Below are 22116 nucleotides of genomic sequence, written 5' to 3' on the forward strand. Positions count from 1 at the left end.
GCTTATTAGTTCAAGTGTAATAAACTGTTAAGCCTACTCATCAGCAGTACCAGATGATAGTGATAGCGTGAAGATCAGATGTAAGACTGGATTGGAGTGAAGCCTCTGGAGTAAATCGTACGTATGTGGCGAAATCTGTCAGGTGTAGTCGGGTAGAACTTTAAGTTAAGCACATTAAAAATAAAGCTGATCGAACTTATGCGTGTTAGCTGAATTGTACAAAGTCAAGCCGTGATGAGCAAAGTGGATTGTAATGCGTAAGCGCATACATATGTAGAAAGTATAGTAACTAAACGTTGTGTGGTTGATAGCTAAATCGTTTATATCATTTGTCGAAGTTAATTGTCAACTAATGTAAATTTATGGGATGGTCAGGGGCAGTGCACTGCCATGCATAATGATTGTACTATCGCTTTAGTCTAGCTTGTTGGCAACATGTAGAACTGTTATGATGATGGTGAAATTGTGCACCATTTATTAGGATATAAAAGAGAGTAGAGGGGGAGCGGTATGGACAATCAGAGCCATAGGCTGCAAGCGGATGCGCATGCCTATTTGAGGCGCATCGGCTATGATGGAGAACTGCATCCAAGTGTGGAGACATTAGCTAGATTACAAGAGTGTCACCTCCATACTGTACCTTTTGAAAATCTGGATATTATGGAGGGCATCCCGCTATCGCTAGAGATCCCTGATCTTATAGATAAGGTTGTGCACAGGCGCAGGGGTGGTTATTGCTTTGAATTAAATGCGTTATTTGGTTGGCTGCTGCGGGAGCTTGGTTTCTCAGTGACGAATTTAATATCTCGTTTTTGGCGTGGGGATTTATATTTACCCCCTATGCGTAGTCATCATGTGTTACAGGTGACGATTGGGGCCGTATCTTATTTGTGTGATGTTGGGGGCGGAGGAGGCACACCATGCAGACCCATCCTGCTGCAAGAAGGGCTAGTGCAAGAGCAGGGGCAGGAGTGCTATTGTGTGCTGAATGATCCCCAGTTTGGTTTGGTGCTGTGTGAGTGGAAGCAGGAGGAGTGGAAATGGATTTATTCATTCACAAAAGAGCCGCAGTTGCCGATCGATTATATAATGGCTACCTATTGGTGTGAACATGCACCCGAATCAAAGTTTACCCAGAACTTGATATTGGCATTACGGACTCGTGAAGGACGACATACCGTGTCGGGAGATGAATTTCGTATCTACATAGGGGATGAGGTTACGAGCTTTGTTCCGCAGTCACAGAAGGCGTATGAAGAGGCGCTGCTTACCTATTTCGGAATTGAACAGGCACAGAACCGAATGATCCACTTAAATACGCAACGCCGATAGCGGGGCAAGGTTACGTTTATCGCGTAAGCCGAACATAAATGTGAGGGCTGTAAGGCGTGGGGATTAGGCAGACTAATTATGTACAGCATACAGGTAGTGAGTCTAACAGCAGCATGTAGATCCGCTTGCCCAAGCATAACAAAAAGCAGAGGATGATCTCCTCTGCTTGTACGTGCATCTAATAGAATAATAGTATGATGATCAGGTATAATGGCGGAGCTGACGGGATTCGAACCCGCGGTCTCCTGCGTGACAGGCAGGCATGTTAGGCCTCTACACCACAGCTCCACAACAATTTAACGACATTTAGTATCTTATCATATAGGAGATAGGTGTTACAAGCATCTTTTTATATGATCGGGACATCGCTATCCACAACCTTTATCGCTTCACCACCTCGAAATTTTCATCGATAAGCAGCCAATTTTGTGGGAAATCCAGGCCCAGCTTCCAGTAGCTAATGCCTCGAATACCTAACTCCTTTACCAGATCAAATTTAGCCTGAATCGAGCGAGCATCTTCGAACCATACGATATGTTCCTTCCGATTGTCATCCCAGTAGCGGAAATAGGGGGCTTGTGCCTCCGTGTCATATTGGATAGCAGCGTGGCGTCGTCTAGCCAAGTCAGTAGCGGCTATCGGACTTAAAGCACGTGCATAAGGGCCGCCTTGCACAAACGGAAGCGTCCAATCGTAGCCGTACAGGTTCTGTCCCATCATAATTTTGGAGGCTGGTATTTCGGTTTTGGCGTATTCCAGCACGGTCCGTACGGGGCCAATCGGTGAGACAGGCATCGGCGGGCCGCCGCTGTAGCCCCATTCGTATGTCATAATGACGACAAAATCGGCTACTTCACCATGTACTTTGTAATCATGAGCCGTGTACCATGCGCCACTCTGCGAAGCACTGGTCTTAGGTGCGAGCGCCGTAGACATAAGAAAGCCCTCATCGTGAACGCGCTTAGAAGCTTTGCGCAAAAAGCGATTGTATGCCTCTCGGTCCTTTGGACGCAAATGCTCGATATCAAAATGAATGTCGTTAAACTTTAATTCCTTTGCCATCCGTATAATGTTGTCGAGCAGCTTATTTTGCAGCTGATCACTGTTCAGAATCGTTTCACCGAGTTCGGCACTGAACTGATCCTTCTCCAGATTAGTTACAACCATCATAAGTGTGACCTTGTTACGTTCAGCAATGGAGGGCAACTGATCAAGCGGTGGAGCTAGCAAGGTCGCATCCCGCTGAATGCGAAAGCTGAACGGGGCAAGATAGGTGAGATGTGGAGCTGCATTTTTCGCGGCATCCGTTAAATTTTTTGAGACGACACGGCCTCGTGGTTCAAGGTAGGCGTTTATCTCAGCCTGTGTGCGCTTGGCAGGAGGGATGTATAGGCGCTGGCCTGCGATAAGGGGCTTATTAGGTTTAATGTTGTTGACGGAAGCCAGTTGTTGTGCCGTAATGTTAAATTTTTGCGCCACATCGTCTAATGAATCGCCCTGCTGCACCCAGTAGTACTGACCAACAATCGGGATTAATAGAGCTTGGCCGACGATGAGCGGTTGATTTACGGTCATGCCGTTAGCGTCAGCGATGTCCTCTAGCGGGATGCTATACGTTTTTGACAATACATAAAGTGACTGACCTTGCTGTACAACGTGAATTTGCATGTTTGATCTCCTTTCCTTTTTGAAGCCATATTGGATGCTATTTACGGATACGTGCAGCGGTGCTCTTTTCATTTGAATTAGGCTATGCACCTAGTTGATGTGGGGTGAATCGCTTTAGAAGGCAAGAGAAAAGCAGGTGCTGGACGAAAGCAAAATGTGTAGACTGCATGTGGTCGCATCAGAGAAAGAGGCAAGGGGGTTGCTACATAACCACTATACAAATTGGCTTGATTTGAAGCAGAAACTGTTCTAATGTTGCCTTAGATTAAAAATGAGAGATTCATCGATCATAGAGTGGGCAACAAGCGGCTGTTTGAGCCTCTTTTTTGCAGCATGATCATCCCGATGTAACTCTTCTAAAGCAAGGTAAGAGTAGATTTCGGAGTACAACTGACTGAAATGGAGTGAACGTTATGAAGCAGCAGGAAACACGGGTTGAAATGGATCATGAACTGAGAGTAATGTCTTTTAATATTCGTAATGGACAATCCGGGGACTGTCAGGAGAACGGTTGGGGATTACGGGCGCAGATGGTTGCAGGTATGATTCGATTCCATCGTCCTGATCTGGTAGGCTTGCAGGAAGTGCTGGTTAATCAAGTAGAGGACTTACAGAAACTGCTGCCAGCGTATACATTTGTAGGAGTTGGCAGGGACGATGGCGTACGACAAGGGGAATTTGTTAGCATCTTGTATCTTAAAGAGCGCTTTGACGCACTGGAGAGCGGCTCATTCTGGCTGTCGGAACAACCAGATGAAGCTGGCTCGATGGGATGGGATGCGGCCTGTACGCGGGTGACGACCTGGGTAAAACTGCGAGATCGTCGATCCGGCACGGTATTTGTCCATTTAAATACCCATTTCGATCATGTGGGGGCATTGGCGGTGGAGAAGAGCGCCTATTTACTGCGTGAGCGAGCTGCACATCTGGCTGGTTCGTATCCTGTTCTCGTGACTGGAGATTTTAATTTTACGTCCTCCTCGTCAGCTTATCCTGTCTTATGCGGTATAACTGATAAGGACGGTTTACGTCTAAAAGATGCTGCTGAAGCAGCTGACTACAAACATTTCGGCCCGACTTTTACGTTTCACGGGTTCGAAACCGGCGAAGTGGCTGCACAGTTATTTCCGGATCATTGCAAAAACGAGCAAATGCAAGGTCTGGAGTTTGACGCGCCAATTGATTTTATATTTGTTGATGAGCAAGTTCAAGTGCGGTGTTATGGCATCATTTCGGATCATCACGTTGGTCGGTTTCCTTCCGATCATTTTCCAATTGTAGCGGACATAACATGGGGGTAGGGCAACGTTTCGGATGGCGCGTTTTGCGTTGGGATGATCGATGATACATAATATGTAGGACGTGCCTCCCGCTTTAAGGAGTAGGCAATTAACGACTTGGAGGAGAACGAAAAGTTTATGGCCCAATGTTGGAGCGAGAAGCATTATATACATGCAGATAATAGTGACTATAAGAAAGATTGCAAATTGTCGACCTTATTGGAATGGATGCAGCGTGCAGGTGATGCCGATATTGCTCAATCGGGAATTATATTAGATCAACTGATGCAGCAAGGGATGGCATGGATGCTTACAACTGTGGATCTGGAAGTAAGCCGTATGCCGCGTTACGGGGAAACCATTCAGTTGGATACTTGGCACAAAGGCTCTAAAGGTGTGCAGTGGCTGCGGGATTTTCGTATTTATGGCCCAGATCAAGAGCAGATCGCGCAAGCGAGAACGGTATGGGTATTGGTCGATTTGAACAAGCGACGTATATTACGTGCGTCTGCACTGCCGTATGACGTTCAGCCCTACACGTCAGACTCCGTTGGTGACGTGCCGGATAAGGTTGACATACCTCCGACTATTTTGCTGGACCATGCTTATCATTTTGAGGTTCGTCAGAGCAGTATGGATATGAATGGTCATATGAATAATGCGCGGTTTGCCGACGTCTGTTTGGATGCTCTTACCATGAAACGGTTGGATGCTGGCATTACGCGTTTTCGAATTACGTATCATCAGGAGGCGAGGCTGGGTGAGGAGATTACGGTGTTTCGCTCATGCGGCGTAGACAGTGGCAGCTGCTTTATTAGTGGCAGGTCGGGTGAAGGTAAAAAATATTTTGATGCAGAGGTATCGATAAAGCCAACAATGTGTTAGCGGTAAATCTAAGATAAGGATATGCTGAGCAATAGCAATAGCAATAGCAATAGCAATAGCAATAGCAATAGCAATAGAACCTTTAACCCTCCATTTAACTAGGTTGAAGGTTCTTTTGCTGTTCAGCGGCATCGATGCTTCTGCTTCTTGTCAAACCGTTATGAAAGGAATCAGCTAACGTGCCATTTGCTTATGCTCGCAGCTTGGCGAAGTCGAAGGCGGGTACAAGACCTTCGTTCGCGGCTCGACCAAGCAGTGAAGTGATGGCATCATAACCTTCCTCTCCAAGGTTAGCGGTGAAGTGATTAACGTAAAGCTGGATGTGCTGCTTCGCCACATCAGCATCCATCTCTTGGGCATGCTGCAAAATATAATGCTGGGATGCCTCAGGATGAGCCCAAGCGTAATCTACGGATGCGCGCGTCCATTTGGTGAGCGCATCTAGGTCCATTGAGCGGTGGGCAATTATAGCGCCAAGCGGTATGGGCAGCCCTGTATCTGCTTCCCACCAATTCCCCATATCAGCCAGCAACGTCAGGCCATATGCCGGGTAAGTGAAACGGGCTTCGTGGATCACTAACCCAGCATCAATCAAACCGTCACGTACGGCAGGCATAATCTCGTGAAAAGGCATGACAACAATTTCGCCTACACCACCAGGAACGTTTTGGGCGGCCCATAGCCGAAACAGCATATAAGCGGTTGAACGGTCGCTTGGCACGGCGATACGGCGTCCGGCCAACACGCTCGGATCACGGGTATCCGTTATACTGCTGCGTGTGAGGACGAGCGGCCCGCACCCTCTGCCAAGCGCACCACCGCAAGGCAGCAGAGCATAATCTGACAGCACCCACGGCAGGGCGGCGTACGATATTTTTAATACTTCTGGTCCTTGACCACTAGCAGCCAGACGATTGGTAATGTCGATATCCGCATATTGAACATCCAGCTCAGGGGCACCCGCAATGAGCCCGTGTACCCACGCGTGAAAAACAAACGTATCATTTGGACAAGGAGAGAATGCAATCTTCATCTTAACACCTCCGAACATACGGTACTTGCGGCTTCGAGCGCTTGCAAGGCTTGTGGAATGCGCCATGCTGAGCGATCGCGCGGTCCGATCACGTTAGAGATCGAGCGCAGTTCGAGAAACGGGATGCCGCGCTGTTGAGCGGCTATGGCTACACCGTAGCCCTCCATCGCTTCGGCGGCTGCGCCTGGCACACGTTTGGCGAGAACGGCAGCGGAGCTAGCCGTACCTGTAACGGTGGATAACGTAAGCACAGGTCCCACACTTACGACAAACTGTGCGGCCTCTAATGCGGCTGCCAGTCGAGCAGCAAGCGAGGCATCGACGGCAGCTCTTGCTGACCCGAAGCCAAGCTCATCTATGCTGATGAAGTCATTCTCTCCGTTCTCGGCTCCCAAGTCGGCTGCAACGACCTCACTAGCTACAACGAGTGAGCCGACTTCAGCAACGTCTGCAAATCCGCCTGCAATTCCGGCGCAAATTACAAGGTCATATTCGCCAACAGCGAGAGCAGCTGCGGTACTGGCCGCCGCCGCTGCTGCACCAACACCACCTATAACAACGCTGAATCGGGCATGGTCATTTAACCCCCGCAGCACGGCGTCACGCTCTGCTGCAACCGAGGTCACAACAAGTATCCGCTGCATTTCTTTATGCTCTGGTAATAAGCTCTCACCAGAAGAGGATTCAGAAGCTAGTTTGCTCATATCTATAGTACTCCTTCATGTATGTGATTAAACGAAAAAAGCGCCACTACTAAGCTTGTCCTACTTGTGTACACATCCGGAGTACGGACGTGTTCGAAAAAGGATTAGCTCTTTCAGTTGGTCAATTCGTTCTCGGCGGCAATAAGGTCAGCCGTTCGTCGCTTCCCTTATTTCAAGTTATCGTGAATGGAGTCGTATGTAAAGGTAGGGATCATCATTTATTAGGAGGTTAGGCCAAGTGCTTCTGATCCGTCTGTTTGAATAGAACAACAGCGCCATCGTCATGCCACTTGCTGCGGCACATCGATCGGCGCTGTTCGGCTTTCTTATTCGGTACAACTTGGGTCATCGGCTTGCGCTGCCACGCTTGTCTGGACAGTTCAGGGTTCAGCTTGTTCTCGCGCTCTAGCTTCTGGCGGTTGCGCTTGGTCTTGCTGCTCATTACATACACCTCCAATAGAATTGATCTTATCATATGCGATGATGACGCAGCGTGCAAGTGGATAGACAACCCTGTGACATCGATTGGCGCAGAGGAGCACAAAAATAAAGTTGACAACATCTTTTAATAATGTCATACTGATAATATCAAATAGATATCTAAGGATGGTGGCACAAATGGAGCCAGAAACCGAACAAAATTACAATTCCCGCAAATACCGCACCCCAGATGGTGCCCCAGCTGATATTGTTATTTTTACGATTACGTCTGAGCCGCAGCACCGTGGCACAAAATCGCTCCCGAAGCGAGAGTTAAAAGTGCTGCTCATTCAACGCAAAGTATGGCCGTATGAAGGGATGTGGGCTCTCCCTGGCGGTTTCTCACGCGAGACAGAAACGATGGCGGAGACTGCAAGACGCGAACTGTTTGAGGAGACAGGGGTAGATGGGCTTCATATGGAATACTTAAACGTGTATTCTACGCCTGGGCGTGATCCTCGTGGCTGGATCATTTCTCACGCTTATGTGGCGCTGGTGCACGAAAATTATTTGAGCGAGCGACAAGCAGCGGACGACGCGGCAAATGTGGGACTGTTTACGGTGGAGGAGGCGCTTCATTCCATGCAGTTGGCTTTTGATCATAAGCAAATTATGGAGGAGGCATTAAACCGTGTGCGGGAGCAAATTTTGCGAACAGATATAGCAAAACAATTTTTGCCCCAAGCTTTTACTCTTGCGGAGCTGTACCAAGTGATCAAGACGGTTGAGCCTATGTTTGAGGAGTCCAATTTTATTCGTAAAATGAAATCAACACAAAGCCGCAGCGGCGTGCTGGAGGAAGTTCGTGATTCACAAGGGGGGCTGCTAAAATCAAATCAATATTCCCAACGAGCAGCACAATTGTATCGATTCACAGGGGAGATACCAAAATTATCTCTATACGGCTAATTTTTTTTGGAGAATGATATTGTCATTATGAAAGTATTGAAATGAGGGATTAAACATGAATCGAGGAATTACCTTGGTAGGGTTCATGGTGGGGATGCTACTAGTTGCGTATTGGACATCTTCATCTACTTTAGAAATAGTAGCGACTACTACAGGGCTGCTAAGCGTCTGGTTTACGGCGCGGGAAAATATATGGTGTTGGCCGATAGGTCTGGTGAATGTAGCATGCTTCTTCGTGATGTTTTATGATGCGAAGCTGTATGCGGATATGACTTTGCAAATCTTTTTCTTTGCTTTCAGTGTTCAGGGCTGGATAGTATGGTTGACGCGCAGAGGCACAAATAAGGTGCGACCGACGGTTCGGATGCCGGCCACATGGTGGATTTGGCTGGTAGTTGCCATTGGAGCGATTACAGGGGGATGGGGTTATTTACTTGCGGCTTACACAGATGCGTCCATTCCGTATTTGGATGCGCTCGTTGCCACGTTAAGTCTAACAGCTCAATTTTTACTGTCACAAAAAATATGGGAGAGCTGGTACTTCTGGATCACTGTTGATGTGTTATCGATTGGGATGTACATGTACAAAGGGTTGTTTACGGTTGGTTTCCTGTATGTATTGTTTTTGGCTATTGCCGTCGCGGGGTTGCTGCAATGGCAGCGGGGAATGGAAAAGCACAAGCGCGGACTGGCAGTCGGCTTGAAGCAGGAGGTTATTTCTCCATAGAAAAGCATGTTTAAGGTGGAAGGGAAGCATTATTTTGGGCTAATGACTAGTTTCGAAAGGAAAATTTATATGAATAATGCAGTTGGAACAGGAACAGGAACAGGAACAGGAACAGAAGTAGGAGTAGGAGCTAGAGCTGGAATAGGCAGCAATCAACGTGGACCTACTTCGGTAGGGTTAACTCTTGGCAAATTTGCGCCCCTTCATAAAGGCCATCAATATATGCTCGAAACGGCCTTACGTGAAATGGATCATGTAATAGTTGTTATTTATGACTGCCCAGATACCATTGATGTGCCTCTGCCTGTAAGGGCAGGCTGGATTCGCCAGCTATACCCCAGCATTGAAGTGATAGAAGCGTGGGATGGTCCTCAGCAAATGGGGGATACCCCTGAAATTAAGCAGCTGCAAGAACAATACATACTTCGTTTATTGGCGGGGCGTATAGTGACACATTTTTATTCAAGTGAGTTCTATGGGGAGCATATGAGTGCGGCGCTTGGTGCTGTAGACCGAAGAGTAGATGAGGAACGAGCAGCGTATCCTATATCCGGTACGGCTGTAAGATTGGATCCCTACACATGTAAAGCCTATCTTGAACCTTGCGTGTATCGTGATCTGATAACTAAGGTTGTATTTCTTGGCGCTCCGTCAACAGGCAAGACCACAATAAGCTCATTTATGTCTAAAGCGACGGGAAGCATCTGGATGCCAGAATACGGTCGAGAATATTGGGAAAATAATCAGATCGAACGGAGGCTGACGCTGGAGCAGCTGGTCGAGATCGCCGAAGGTCATCTGGAGCGAGAGGAAGCACAGATTCAAGAGGCGCGTAACTTCCTTTGGGTGGATACGAATGCCATTACGACGTATATGTTCTCCCTCTATTATCATGGCAAGGCTCTGCCTAGGCTGGAGCAACTGGCGCAGCAGGCTGCGACTCGATACGATCTCGTATTTGTGTGTGAGGACGATATTCCCTACGACGATACGTGGGATCGTTCAGGCGACGTTCAGCGCCATGTTTTTCAGAAGCAAATAAAGACCGATCTTATTTTGCGTAATATTCCTTTTATTCCGTTGAAAGGGACTTTAGAGCAGCGAGCGAGCACAGTAAGCAAGACGCTGGCCGGATACAAGCGCTATTCAAATCTCCCCGAATGGATCGGCAAGGGATACGAAGTTTAGCATGGCTGTAATATAGAACTTCTTTGGCTGCTTTGGAAGCCCTCTTTGGCAAATAAAAAGGTGGATTTTCATATTTAACAATATTATCCTATTCTTAAAAGCAACTTGGGAAGCTGATTTAAATCCCAGCTGTTGCTGGAGTAGTGGCGTAAACCAGAGTGCACGCCAAGGGGGGATAACATGGCAGCGAATATCGTGCTTGCAGGTGGAAGTGGGTTTTTGGGTCAGGCACTAGGTACCTATTTAAGTGAGCTTGGTTACACCTGTTGCATTTTGACGCGCGGAGAAGCGGGAACTAGAGGCGGCATTCGTTATGTAAAATGGGATGGCAGGACACAATCTGGCTGGGAACACGAGTTGGAAGGCGCACACGGTGTCGTGAATTTTACAGGGAAAAGTGTAAACTGCCTTTATACGAAAGCAAACCGTAATGAGATTATGCGCTCGCGGTTGGACGCTGTACGGGTTATCGATGAGGCTGTATGCGGTCTGCAAGTAAAGCCGAAAGTGATTGTGCAAGCAGGATCACTTGCGATTTTTGGCAACACAGAACGGGAATGTGATGAAGACGCTGCACACGGAAATGGGTTTTCAGTTGAGGTATGTCAGCAGTGGGAGAAGGCGTTCTTTCAGCAAGATATCCCAGACGTACGCAAAGTTATGTTGCGGATCGGCTTCGCTTTAGGCTCAGGAGGTGGGGCGCTAGCACCGTTGATGCGGCTAGCGCGCTTTGGTCTTGGCGGTACGATTGGTTCAGGCCGGCAGTACATAAGCTGGCTGCATCTCCATGACCTGAACGCGATGTTTCGTTATGTGCTTGAGGCAGAGCAAACAGAGGGCATATATAACGCTACAGGTGTTCAGCCGGTATCGAACCGTGAATTTATGAAGACGCTGCGTAAAGTTATGGGCAAAGGATGGCAACCGCCAGCTCCAACACCTTTTGTGCGGCTTGGCGCTTATCTGATCATGCGGGCTGACCCCGAGCTTGCGTTATCTGGGCGCAATTGTGTGCCGAAACGTTTGCTTCGTGAAGGCTTCACGTTCCAGTACACCAAGCTGGATGAAGCGTTAAAGCAAATTATAGCTCCATAGTTATATAAAAAGGTGCAATCTAGCAAATAGCAACGGTTAGTTCCACAAATCCAATTGTGATTTTGATAGTTTTTGAGTAAGCAAAAAATAGAAGTAGAAGGAAGGACCTCGCCTCCACGTGAAGTGGATTTGAGGTCCTTTTGTGTGCGCATGAGGGGTGTTTTCATGCGCGTCTCTTTAGGTAGACTTCTGCTTATTTTGTAGAAACATGTTATAAAAATGATCGCTATTAGTCGTATTTTGTCATATTTTGATTTTATATGTTTACAAAGTATTAATTTTCTTTACGTGGCAAAAACATGAAACTATAATTAAGGTTGCCTCGTATTAAAACTAGAAAAATATCACAAAATAATCCGTCGAATCCTTACTAGAATTGTAGAATGCTAGCGAGATGAAGGTGGATCATAATTCTATTATGGGAGGTGAAATATTTTGGCGATTTCATTAGTTAAAGGTCAGAAAGTTGACCTGACGAAAGGTAACGCAGGTTTGTCCCGCATCGTTGTAGGTCTTGGGTGGGATCCAGCCGAAGTTGAGCAGAAAGGATTGTTTGGAATAAAGAAGAAACAAGTCCTGAACGTCGATTGTGACGCTTCTGCCCTCCTGCTAAATGCGAATGGGAAGCTTGCGAAGGAAGGCAATCTCGTATGTTTCTACAACCTGAACAGTCCTTGTGGTTCTGTTCAGCATTCTGGCGATAACCTGACAGGCGATGGTGACGGTGACGATGAGCAGATTCAGATCGACTTGTCTCAAGTGCCTGCAGACGTAGAAAAGATTCTCATGTGTGTCAACATTTACGACTGTGAGGCACGTCGTCAAGATTTTGGGATGATCCGCTCTGCGTTTATTCGTGTAGTCAACCCAAGCAACAATCAAGAACTTATTCGATTTAATTTGACGGATAGTTATGTGGGAATGACAGCGCTGCTAGTTGGTGAAATCTATCGCCATGATGGCGAATGGAAGTTTAATGCACTAGGCGAAGGCGCACATGCTGCTCATATTAATGTATTGGCAACGCGATATACCTAAAACAACGAAGCGAGGGATACGACATGGCGATTAGTTTGCAGAAGGGCCAGAAAATTGATTTGACAAAAGGAAACCCTGGATTAACTAAAGTTGTAGTCGGACTTGGATGGGATACAAACAAGTATGATGGCGGTAAAGATTTTGACTTGGATGCAACTGTGTTCCTGTTGAATAATGGCGGTAAAGTAGCTTCGGAGAAGGATTTTGTATTTTACGGCAATACACAGAACAGCAATCAATCGGTCGTACATACGGGTGATAACCGTACTGGTGAAGGCGAGGGAGACGATGAGCAGATCAAAGTTGATCTGGCCAATATCCCAGCTGAGGTTGACAAGGTGTCATTTTGTATCACCATTCACGAGGCGGATACGCGCAGTCAGAACTTTGGACAAGTGTCCAACGCATTTGTGCGGATCGTAAACGAGCAGTCTGGCGAAGAATTGATCCGCTATGATCTGGGCGAGGACTTTTCTGTTGAGACAGCTATCGTTGTGGCTGAACTGTATCGTCATAGTGGAGAATGGAAATTCAGCGCTGTAGGCAGCGGTTATCGTGACGGACTTGCAGGCCTATGCCGAGATTTTGGCCTTGACGTAGGCTAATAGCGGTCATTACGTGCTATGCAATGTTGAGAGCCGTCCGAACAACAGGCGGCTCCTTCTAATACATGGAGAAGGGTGCTGGAGTAGATGCCTGTAAATTTATCGAAAGGCCAGAAAGTAGACTTAACGAAGTCTAACCCCGGATTAACCAAAGTAATTATCGGATTAGGATGGGACACAAACAAGTACGATGGCGGCAACGATTTTGATCTGGATGCGAGTTCATTTTGTTTGAACGCTTCCGGCAAAGTAAGCTCTGATGCTGACTTTATTTTCTACAACAACCCAGTTAACACCAACGGCTCCATTCGCAGCACCGGCGACAACCGTACGGGAGAAGGATCTGGAGATGACGAGAGCGTTCATATCCAACTGGCAGACGTTCCAACTGCGGTGGAGAAGGTGGCGTTCTGCATTACGATCCATGAAGCACAAGCCCGCAACCAGAACTTTGGTCAAGTCGCTAACGCTTATGTTCGGGTAGTTAACGAGCAAACAGGCGAGGAGCTTATTCGGTATGACCTGGGCGAGGATTTTTCCATTGAAACGGCTGTAGTTGTCGGAGAATTATACCGACATGGAGCCGAATGGAAGTTCAGCGCCGTGGGCAGCGGCTACAAAGATGGATTGGTCGGTCTATGCCGTGACTACGGTGTTACTGTCTAAGACGTTAACGAACAGGTGATAAGGAGTGATGACATGACAATCAGCTTGTCTAAAGGACAGCGAATTGATCTGACCAAAACGAATCCTGGATTGGAGAAAGTCATCATCGGTCTGGGTTGGGATACGAATAAGTACAGCAATGGCGTTGATTTTGATCTGGATGCATCTGCTTTCCTGTTGCATGAGGATGGCAAAGCTAAGGGTGTGGAAGGTTTCGTATTCTACGGCAATACGAAGACACCTAACGGCTCCGTGCTTCATACAGGCGATAATCGCACGGGAGAAGGCGATGGAGATGATGAACAGATTAAGATTAACTTCGCTTTAATTCCGGCGGAAGTCCAGCGTATTGGCATCACGGTTACGATCTATGAGGCGCAGGCGAGAAGTCAGAATTTTGGCCAGGTAGCCAATGCATTCGTACGTGTAGTGGATGAATTGAGCGGCAGAGAAGTGCTGCGCTATGATTTGGGCGAGGATTTCTCCATCGAGACGGCAGTCGTTATATGTGAACTGTACCGTCATGGATCTGAATGGAAATTCCAAGCGGTGGGGTCTGGCTTCACGGGCGGACTTGCCGCATTATGCCGCAATTATGGGCTGGATGCCCAATAACGGGCTAATCGTTTGCAGCGGAGAGGCGGAGACAGATGTCATTAGCATTGATAAAAGGGCAGAAGGCAGATCTGACAAAAGGTAATCCGGGTCTGGATCAGATTGTGGTAGGGATGGGCTGGGTCAACCCGAAGCAGGTAGATATTGATTTGTCTGCGTTTCTATTAAGCAAGGATTCAAAGGTTACAAAGGATGAGGACCTCGTATTCTATGGGAACTTAACTGGCGGTGCTGGCTCTGTTTGCGTTCAGTCCGCAGCGGATAAGCGTTCATATGCAGGTATCACGGATAACGAGCAAATTAGTATTCAATTACAGCAGGTACCTGCTGTGTATGAGCGAATTGCCTTTACACTTACGATTCATTCGGATGCGCAAGCGTCACAACAGTTTTCAGATATTCAAGAGCTGTACATTCGTATTCTCCATCCGGTAACGGGTAATGAGCTTATCCGTTTTAATCTGGGACAGATCTTTACAGTCGAAACGGCTATCGTTGTCGGTGAACTGTACCGTCATAACGGGGAATGGAAGTTTAATGGCACAGGAGCAGGCTACGCGGGCGGACTTGCTGCACTGTGCGGGAGCTTCGGCATTGACGTGCAGGAGGAGGCCACGGCAGCAGAAGACGTATCCTCGCAGCAACGCAACGATATGAACACGCAAGCGTCGGTGAAGTCCGTACCTCCAGTTCCTTTGGTACAGACACCACCAGTTCAACCAGCGCCAACGCCTGTTAATTTGACGAAGATTGAACTCAAGAAGCGTGGCGAAGTCGTTAATTTGACGAAAACAAAGGGATCGAATGGCGAGATCGTCGTTAATCTCAACTGGAACCGAAAGAAGTCATCTGGATTTTTCGGGGCGAAGGGTGTCGATTTGGACGTAGGCTGTCTTTACGAGTTAACTGACGGCGAAAAGTCAACGGTGCAAGCTTTAGGCAATTCATTTGGTTCTTTCCAGTATGAACCGTTTGTCGCTCTTGACGGAGATGATCGTACAGGTATGGTCAAGACGGGGGAGAACTTGCGGATCAACGGACAGCATCTGTCCAAGATTAAGCGAATTCTGGTGTATGCCTTTATTTATGAAGGGGTAGCCAACTGGGCGCAAGCAGATGGCGTCGTTACGATTAAACAGCCAGAAGGGCCAGACATCATTATTAAACTTGATCAGCCAGAGAATCGTAAGGGCATGTGTGCGATTGCTATGATTCGGAACGTCAACAATGAAACATTCAGTATTGAAAAGCTGGTTGAGTATTTCCCGGGCCATCGAGATATGGACCATGCGTACGACTGGGGATTGCAGTGGAGAGCTGGTTCTAAATAATAAAGCAACCTCTTTTATAGAAGGAGCCAATATACGATATGTCTGATTTTATAAACAGCTTTATTAGCAATTTCTCCAGCTTCTTTGAATGGTCCAACATTGTAGCTACACTTAGTGATCCTGTTAACTGGGGCATTATAGGCACGCTTGTTATTTTGGAAGGTTTGTTATCCGCAGATAATGCACTGGTCTTGGCCGTTATGGTTAAACATCTGCCCAAAGAACAGCAGAAGAAGGCGCTGTTTTATGGAATTTTGGGGGCTTACATCTTCCGTTTCATCGCTATTGGTGTAGGTACGTTTTTAGTGAAGATCACCTGGGTAAAAGTGGCCGGTGGTGTATACCTGTTATGGATCGCGCTTAGTCATCTGTTCGGTCTGCAATTTAAGTTGGCTAAAGTCGGCGGCATCCCGTTAATTCCTTATATCGGCAAAAAAGCGGAAGAAGAGGCAGGGGAAGTCGAGAACAAAGGTTACGGCTTCTGGCGTACTGTACTAGCTGTTGAAGTTATGGATATCGCATTTAGTATTGATAGTGTGTTGGCTGCATTTGGCGTGAGCGAGAAAGTGTGGGTGCTGTTCCTCGGCGGTATTCTCGGCGTACTAATGATGCGTGGCGTAGCACAAGTGTTTCTGCGACTTATTGAGAAGTTTCCGGAACTGGAGAAGGCCGCATTTATTCTTATTATTATTATCGGTGCCAAAATGATTGCCGCAGCATACGGAATCCATGTGTCGCATCTCTTGTTCTTCTCGGTCATTATCGGAGTTTTTGTAGGTACGATGGTCGTCAGCGCCATCAAGAAAAAAACAGAGCACACCACTTCTGCTTAATGTGCATTCTCCTTCGCAGTACAATCCCCCTTCTGAATCGTAGATCAGGGGGATTATTTTTTACCTAACAATCAGTCCCCGCATACGGAGGAGGTCATTTGCATGCGTTACTTCAGCAATCTCTCTGAAGAGGAAGAAACGCTAATCTTTCATAAAGCGCCGGTTCCATTTGACAATAGGGCGGATAGAGAACTGCTGTCACATGCTCTTGGCGCGGCTTTGTACATGCCGGCTACCCGGCAAACGATAAGTGAGGATATTTTGACAGGCAAGTACGAAGGTTTGGTTACCGTTGTGCTTGATCTGGAAGATGCAGTAGGGGATCAACACCTTCAAGTAGCCGAGGAGTCGATCAAGGATCATCTGAGAAGGTTGTCAACGCTGCTGCACCACGGGGTAATGAACCGCGATCAGTTGCCGCTAATGTTTATTCGTGTTCGCACGCCAGAGCAGCTGACGCGAATGATCGCGATGCTCGAAGATACGATCGAACTGGTTGCAGGCTTTGTATTACCTAAGTTCTCGGTACAAAATGGGCGGTCTTATTTGTCCATTTTACGGAATTACCATTTGGCTAATCCTGACTTGCCATTACTGTACGCGATGCCCATTTTGGAGTCTTCGGCTGTCATTTATTGTGAGTCGAGAAGACAGACGCTGATCGAGATTAAGCAGCTGCTGGACGAATACAGGCCCTATATTTTAAATGTACGGATTGGAGCTACCGATTTCTCCAGCTTATTTGGACTAAGACGGAGTCCTGATATGACGATCTACGATATTGGTGTCATTCGAGATTGCATTACGGACATTATTAATTTGTTTGGACGGATGGAAGATAACTATGTCGTTTCGGGTCCTGTCTGGGAGTACTTCAAGAGTGAACGTGTACTGAAGCCGCAACTTCGCCAAACACCTTTTGAAGAAAGTGCTGGTCGGATGGGACGTAGACTGCGTATGCAGTATATTAACGTCTATGTAGATGGACTCATACGCGAGGTCGCTATGGATAAGGAAAATGGCATTATTGGCAAAACGATTATTCATCCGTCCCACATTCGACCGGTTCAGGCGCTCTATGCGGTTACACACGAAGAGTATGTCGATGCAATTCATATTATTTCGAACAACAATGGACTGCTCGGTGTAATGAAAAGCCAATATTCCAACAAAATGAACGAAATCAAGCCGCACATGAACTGGGCGCGCCGCATTATGATTCGTTCCGAAATATACGGGGTGCTGCATGAAAACCAAAACTTTACCGCGCTGCTTATCGGGAAAAATGAATACGAGCAAGCATTCATTTAACATACTTGGGGATTTGAAGGTAGAGATCGAAGTGACGGACAATCCGTTTGGGCTTCCGCTTGAGGTGCTGTTTGAGATGGCAGCACGAATCAATAAAAAGCGAAGCTTTCTCTTCGTTAGCAAAATATTGGGCAAGCACATTCCCGTTCATCCGCATGTCTCTTTGTTGGGAGGGGCGGCACTAGCCTTGTTGCTTCATAACAGATTGCAAAAGTTGCCCGCAACAGAGCTTGATGCTATGATTCAAGCTTTTGTTGAGCCGGATACAGCGAAGGGGATATATGAGGCGCTGCGGGTGAGTCCCCTTGAAGCAGAAGAGCCCTTGCTGTTTATTGCATTTGCGGAAACGGCAACAGCGCTGGGGCACAGCATGTACAGTTTTTTTAACGGGCAGACTCGATTTTTGCATACAACTAGAGAAGTAGTTGCTGGTATGACACCCGTTTTGGAATTCGAAGAGGAGCACTCTCATGCGACAGCGCATCGCTGTTATGCGAGGCAGGCCACTTTTTTTGATGGAACGGAACGTGTGGTGCTCGTAGACGATGAGATCACAACAGGCAACACGTCATTAAATATTATTCGTGATCTGCATAGCAAGCACCCACGAAGCCACTACGTGATCGCTAGTCTGTTGGATTGGAGATCAGCTTCGGACAAGACGAAATTTGTGCAGCTGGAGAGAGAGCTTGGAATTACAATTGAATGTTTGTCACTGCTGCAAGGGCAAATTCGAGTAAGCGGCGGCCCGATTGAACTGGAGCGACCTAAGCTTGATGTATCGCTTGGGTATCATGACATTCCCATAAGCCGCCACTACATAGGTCAATATTTTACGCCTGTTCATGACCAGACGATAATTGCGGAGCGGCCGCTGCATACAGAGTGCTATATGAGGGATACGGGCAGATTTGGTTTGGATACTCTGCGGCAACGGGGATTAGAGGAACAGTTAGTTTGTGCGGGGCAGTACATCGGTTCGCTGCGGACGGGGAATAGGACGTTATGTATGGGAACGGGTGAATTTATGTACATCCCGATGCGACTAGCTAGCGAGATGGGGGAAGGTGTGTCCTATCAATCCAGTACACGCAGCCCCATATACCCGCACCGTCAGCAAGGGTACGGAATCCAGAATGCGTTCTCATTTGATGCAATGGATTGCGTGGGAACGCTTAACTATTTCTATAACGTGCCTGCAGATACGTATGATGAGTTGTTTGTTTTTATAGAACGGGCAATAGGAGACGAGCAGGAAGCATCATTTGTTCATGCCTGTCGTCTAACGGGTATTCCGGTTATACATTTCGTGTATGGTAATCAATGAATGAATGAGGGGATGATCGGATGCTAACCAATCTCATGTCCAGGCGTTTACCGGAGCCGCCGCATATGGGCAGCTACCGCGCGGAAGATGTACGATTTGTGCTGAAGGATCTGAGCGGTCTAATGATGGAACAAGGAACGGAAGATCGGGAGGAAGCGATCCAAGCTGGCGTTCATTATTCGGAAATGCTGCCACTGGAGTATAGACCGTCTGACGCTTATATCCAACTGTTTCATCAAGCGTTGACAGATAATGCTGAGCGGGTGGCATTAGCTGTAGGGATTGTAGCAGAGTTGATCCGGCTGAAGCGCGGGGATAACGTCGTGCTTGCCTCATTAGCAAGAGCGGGAACGCCTGTAGGAATATTGATCAAGCGGTACTGGCGCGAAATATGTCAGCTTGAAGCGCCGCATTACAGCATTTCCATTATTCGAGGCAAAGGGATCGACGAGAATGCTGTTTGTTATATGCTGCAACAGCATCCAGATCGGCAAATTCAATTTGTTGACGGCTGGACAGGCAAGGGGGCGATCAGAACTGTACTCATGCAGGCCAGTGACCATATGTTCAGCAAGTATGGCGTACAAGTAGATGACGATTTGGCTGTATTAGCCGATCCTGGCCGCTGCTCGGACACCTACGGGACAAGGGAAGATTATTTGATTCCGAGCGCTTGTTTGAATTCTACTGTATCCGGTCTGATCAGCCGAACCGTGCATCGGGCAGACCTGATCGGCGCAGACGATTATCACGGCGCTAAATTTTATCGCGAATGGCAGCAAGAGGACTTGTCCAACTTATTCGTGGACACCGTATCCGGCTGCTTCGCTCGAATAGCTGCTGAGGCAAAGGTAAAAGCAGCATATGCCTATGCGCATCCACGGGAGCATCGTGCAACTTGGCGGGGACTTGAGGATGTAGTCGGCATTCAAGATCGTTTTGGCATTCATAATGTAAATCTGATTAAGCCTGGTGTTGGAGAGACGACAAGGGTGCTGCTTCGTCGTGTGCCTTGGAAGATTATTGTGGATCGCCTCGACAATCCGAGCTTAAAGCATATCCTCTTGCTAGCCGAGCAGCGAAATGTACCTGTTGAAGTATACAAAGGATTATCGTATTCCTGCTGCGGGCTTATAAAGTCAATGAAGGAGGATGCGTAACGAATGTTATTTGCAAGTGATCTGGATCAGACCTTGATTTTTTCCCATCGTTCAATGGGACAGGTACGTCTTGATGAGCTTGTGCCTGTTGAGCGATATGAGGGTCGCATCATCTCTTACATGTCACATACCTCAATCGAAAGGTTAAGGAAGTTAACAAATGAGGTGGAGTTTGTACCCGTCACCACGCGGACAGTTGAACAATATCGCCGCATCTTTTACTTGGCTGATCTATGTAGACCTAAATATGCAATCACGAGTAATGGCGGTCAGTTGCTCGTGGACGGCAAGCCTGATGAGGATTGGGCGCAGCAGATTCGTTTGACGCTGCGCGACTGTAGCGAAGCAGCTGAGGTGAAAGCGCGGTTTGATGAGCTGGCCCATCCAGAATGGGTTGTCGATACGGCATTTGCCGACGAGTTGTTCTATGCGATACGTATTCATCGAGATAAGCTGCCGTTGACGGAGTTGGAGTCTTTCCGCGTGCTGCTTAATAGTCTGGGGTGGAAAATGTCCATTCAGGGGAGGAAGCTTTATTTGGTTCCTGATGGCATATGCAAGGGGCGGGCTTTGTCTCACGTCGCACAACTGTTGGGTTGCTCCCACTTGGCTGCGGCAGGTGATTCCTTGCTAGATGAGAGCTTGCTACAGGCTGCACACTTTGCTATTGCACCGAGGCATGGTGAATTGTTCAGACATTATGGGGCAGCAGATCCCTCTTCATTTACGTTTACCGACCAGTCCGGCTTGGCGGCGTCAGAGGAACTGTTAGTTCGTGTACAGTCATGGTTCGCCTCCATAAGGAACTCCATAACTAACGATGCAGATACAACCCCATTAGGGATACAGTGAGGAAGATGTGACATGACAAAAATTTGGTTTAATCGTTGGTTTTCCGTAGCTTATCATTATATTCATATGATTCGCAGTAACCCGGACCAGCAGCCGTTTGTATTTTATGGGACTCATCCTGACCCGAATCATATGCATTTGCAAGCTTGCGATTATGCCTTTGTGGAACCTACAGTCAAGGGTGCGGAATACGTGCAGTTCTGTCTCGATTTTTGTAAGCAGCATAGCATTGATATTTTTATTCCCCGACTGCACATGTATGACATTGCCGAGCAGATTGAGCGTTTTGAGGCCATTGGGACTAAGGTGATGGTATGCAAGGACTTGACACTGCTCCACCAGTTAATGAACAAGCACTTGTTTTACGAAGCGCTTCAGCATACAGATATCGTTACATTGCCTGCCTATCGGGTCGTAAATACGGCTGCACAGTTCAAGCAAGCATATGAAGAGCTAACATCTGAGGGGAATAAAGTGTGTTTTAAGCCAACAAGCTCTGAAGGTGGAATGGGATTTCGTATCATTGCAGAACGCAGCAACCGATTAGAGGAAATGTATGGTTGGGTGACACTCAAAACCTCGTTTGAAGATGCGTATCAAGCATTTGCAAGCAAAGACTGGTTTGACGACATTATGGTGATGGAATTGCTGGAAGGAGATGAGTACAGCATTGACTGCTTGTCTTCAGCAGAAGGAGAACTTTTGACTGCCATACCGCGCAGAAAGTCGACCGGTCGGGTATATGAGCTTGAAAAAGTCCCAGCGCTGCTGGACATTGCTGAACGTGTAGCTGCGCGTTATCGGATTCCATATGTGTTTAATATTCAGGTGAAGTACAACAAGGGAATTCCGAAGCTGCTGGAAATAAACCCGCGTATGTCGGGGGGCTTGTACATATCCTGCTTGTCAGGTATTAACATTCCGTATTTGGCTGTAAAGGAGATTCAAGGACAGCCTTTTGATGTGCCAAAGCCAAAGTTTGATCTTCAAATCAGTTATATTGAACAACCCATCGTCTTAAAGAGCCGTAGCGGGTACTGAATGGGCTTCATTGACAAGCCTAAAAACCACCCTTAG

22 protein-coding genes and 1 tRNA gene are annotated in these 22116 nt (G+C 47.4%); 18 read left to right on the forward strand and 5 right to left on the reverse strand.

Annotated elements, in window-relative coordinates:
* Positions 1–510: 510 nt before the first annotated feature.
* Positions 511–1332, forward strand: coding sequence for an arylamine N-acetyltransferase family protein (locus H509_RS0107075; protein ID WP_028544469.1), 822 nt, complete (start codon positions 511–513; stop codon positions 1330–1332).
* A 211-nt stretch (positions 1333–1543) separates the two neighbouring features.
* On the opposite strand, the gene H509_RS0107080 is transcribed toward H509_RS0107075, so the two are convergent.
* Positions 1544–1620 (reverse strand) — tRNA-Asp (locus tag H509_RS0107080).
* A 93-nt stretch (positions 1621–1713) separates the two neighbouring features.
* On the reverse strand, positions 1714–3000 hold the full coding sequence (locus tag H509_RS0107085) for a glycosyl hydrolase family 18 protein (RefSeq protein WP_028544470.1): 1287 nt from the start codon (positions 2998–3000) through the stop codon (positions 1714–1716).
* 413 nt (positions 3001–3413) lie between these two features.
* Here H509_RS0107085 and H509_RS0107090 point away from each other — a divergent pair, with 413 nt between their 5' ends.
* Both H509_RS0107090 and H509_RS0107095 read left to right on the forward strand, forming a co-directional pair.
* Entirely contained in the window at positions 3414–4301 is an 888-nt protein-coding gene (locus H509_RS0107090; protein ID WP_028544471.1) for an endonuclease/exonuclease/phosphatase family protein, read from the forward strand.
* Positions 4302–4418: 117 nt separating this feature from the next.
* Positions 4419–5165, forward strand: coding sequence for an acyl-[acyl-carrier-protein] thioesterase (locus H509_RS0107095; RefSeq protein ID WP_028544472.1), 747 nt, complete (start codon positions 4419–4421; stop codon positions 5163–5165).
* Between the two features lie 190 nt (positions 5166–5355).
* Here the strand turns inward: H509_RS0107095 and H509_RS0107100 are convergent, their stop codons facing one another.
* From H509_RS0107100 to H509_RS24545, 3 genes are all read right to left on the reverse strand, one after another.
* Entirely contained in the window at positions 5356–6198 is an 843-nt protein-coding gene (locus H509_RS0107100; RefSeq protein ID WP_028544473.1) for a 1,4-dihydroxy-6-naphtoate synthase, read from the reverse strand.
* Positions 6195–6842, reverse strand: a complete 648-nt coding sequence (locus H509_RS0107105) for a futalosine hydrolase (RefSeq protein WP_028544474.1) — start codon at positions 6840–6842, stop codon at positions 6195–6197. The genes H509_RS0107100 and H509_RS0107105 overlap by 4 nt, the downstream gene beginning before the upstream one ends.
* A gap of 289 nt (positions 6843–7131) precedes the next feature.
* Positions 7132–7344 carry a hypothetical protein gene (locus H509_RS24545; protein WP_036696553.1) on the reverse strand — a complete coding sequence of 71 codons (213 nt, stop codon included), beginning with the start codon at positions 7342–7344 and terminating at the stop codon, positions 7132–7134.
* Between the two features lie 176 nt (positions 7345–7520).
* Between H509_RS24545 and H509_RS0107115 the strand changes: the two genes are divergently transcribed.
* From H509_RS0107115 to H509_RS0107185, 15 genes are all read left to right on the forward strand, one after another.
* On the forward strand, positions 7521–8291 hold the full coding sequence (locus H509_RS0107115; RefSeq protein ID WP_028544475.1) for an NUDIX domain-containing protein: 771 nt from the start codon (positions 7521–7523) through the stop codon (positions 8289–8291).
* 55 nt (positions 8292–8346) lie between these two features.
* The gene (gene pnuC / locus H509_RS0107120) at positions 8347–9018 is read left to right on the forward strand and encodes a nicotinamide riboside transporter PnuC (protein WP_028544476.1); all 672 of its coding nucleotides are present in this window, start codon (positions 8347–8349) and stop codon (positions 9016–9018) included.
* Between the two features lie 69 nt (positions 9019–9087).
* Positions 9088–10206: an AAA family ATPase gene (locus H509_RS0107125; RefSeq protein ID WP_084159109.1), complete on the forward strand. Its 1119-nt coding sequence runs from the start codon at positions 9088–9090 to the stop codon at positions 10204–10206.
* A 180-nt stretch (positions 10207–10386) separates the two neighbouring features.
* Positions 10387–11301 carry a TIGR01777 family oxidoreductase gene (locus tag H509_RS0107130; protein WP_028544478.1) on the forward strand — a complete coding sequence of 305 codons (915 nt, stop codon included), beginning with the start codon at positions 10387–10389 and terminating at the stop codon, positions 11299–11301.
* 432 nt (positions 11302–11733) lie between these two features.
* On the forward strand, positions 11734–12339 hold the full coding sequence (locus H509_RS0107135) for a TerD family protein (RefSeq protein ID WP_157277510.1): 606 nt from the start codon (positions 11734–11736) through the stop codon (positions 12337–12339).
* Positions 12340–12362: 23 nt separating this feature from the next.
* Positions 12363–12944, forward strand: coding sequence for a TerD family protein (locus H509_RS0107140; RefSeq protein WP_028544480.1), 582 nt, complete (start codon positions 12363–12365; stop codon positions 12942–12944).
* Positions 12945–13031: 87 nt separating this feature from the next.
* Positions 13032–13610 carry a TerD family protein gene (locus tag H509_RS0107145; RefSeq protein WP_028544481.1) on the forward strand — a complete coding sequence of 193 codons (579 nt, stop codon included), beginning with the start codon at positions 13032–13034 and terminating at the stop codon, positions 13608–13610.
* A gap of 33 nt (positions 13611–13643) precedes the next feature.
* Entirely contained in the window at positions 13644–14225 is a 582-nt protein-coding gene (locus tag H509_RS0107150) for a TerD family protein (protein WP_028544482.1), read from the forward strand.
* A 35-nt stretch (positions 14226–14260) separates the two neighbouring features.
* Complete coding sequence (locus tag H509_RS0107155) at positions 14261–15556, forward strand: TerD family protein (RefSeq protein ID WP_028544483.1); 1296 nt, start codon at positions 14261–14263, stop codon at positions 15554–15556.
* 38 nt (positions 15557–15594) lie between these two features.
* Positions 15595–16389, forward strand: a complete 795-nt coding sequence (locus H509_RS0107160; protein WP_028544484.1) for a TerC family protein — start codon at positions 15595–15597, stop codon at positions 16387–16389.
* A gap of 102 nt (positions 16390–16491) precedes the next feature.
* Positions 16492–17700: an HpcH/HpaI aldolase/citrate lyase family protein gene (locus H509_RS0107165; protein WP_028544485.1), complete on the forward strand. Its 1209-nt coding sequence runs from the start codon at positions 16492–16494 to the stop codon at positions 17698–17700.
* Positions 17636–19027, forward strand: a complete 1392-nt coding sequence (locus tag H509_RS0107170) for a phosphoribosyltransferase family protein (RefSeq protein WP_028544486.1) — start codon at positions 17636–17638, stop codon at positions 19025–19027. The genes H509_RS0107165 and H509_RS0107170 overlap by 65 nt, the downstream gene beginning before the upstream one ends.
* Before the next feature lie 20 nt (positions 19028–19047).
* Positions 19048–20187 carry a cysteine protease StiP family protein gene (locus H509_RS0107175; RefSeq protein ID WP_028544487.1) on the forward strand — a complete coding sequence of 380 codons (1140 nt, stop codon included), beginning with the start codon at positions 19048–19050 and terminating at the stop codon, positions 20185–20187.
* 3 nt (positions 20188–20190) lie between these two features.
* Entirely contained in the window at positions 20191–21039 is an 849-nt protein-coding gene (locus tag H509_RS24550; protein WP_051286867.1) for an HAD family hydrolase, read from the forward strand.
* Between the two features lie 12 nt (positions 21040–21051).
* Positions 21052–22080: an ATP-grasp domain-containing protein gene (locus H509_RS0107185; protein ID WP_028544488.1), complete on the forward strand. Its 1029-nt coding sequence runs from the start codon at positions 21052–21054 to the stop codon at positions 22078–22080.
* Positions 22081–22116 lie beyond the last annotated feature (36 nt).

The sequence above is a fragment of the Paenibacillus taiwanensis DSM 18679 genome (assembly GCF_000425125.1).
GTDB lineage: Bacteria > Bacillota > Bacilli > Paenibacillales > Paenibacillaceae > Paenibacillus_B > Paenibacillus_B taiwanensis.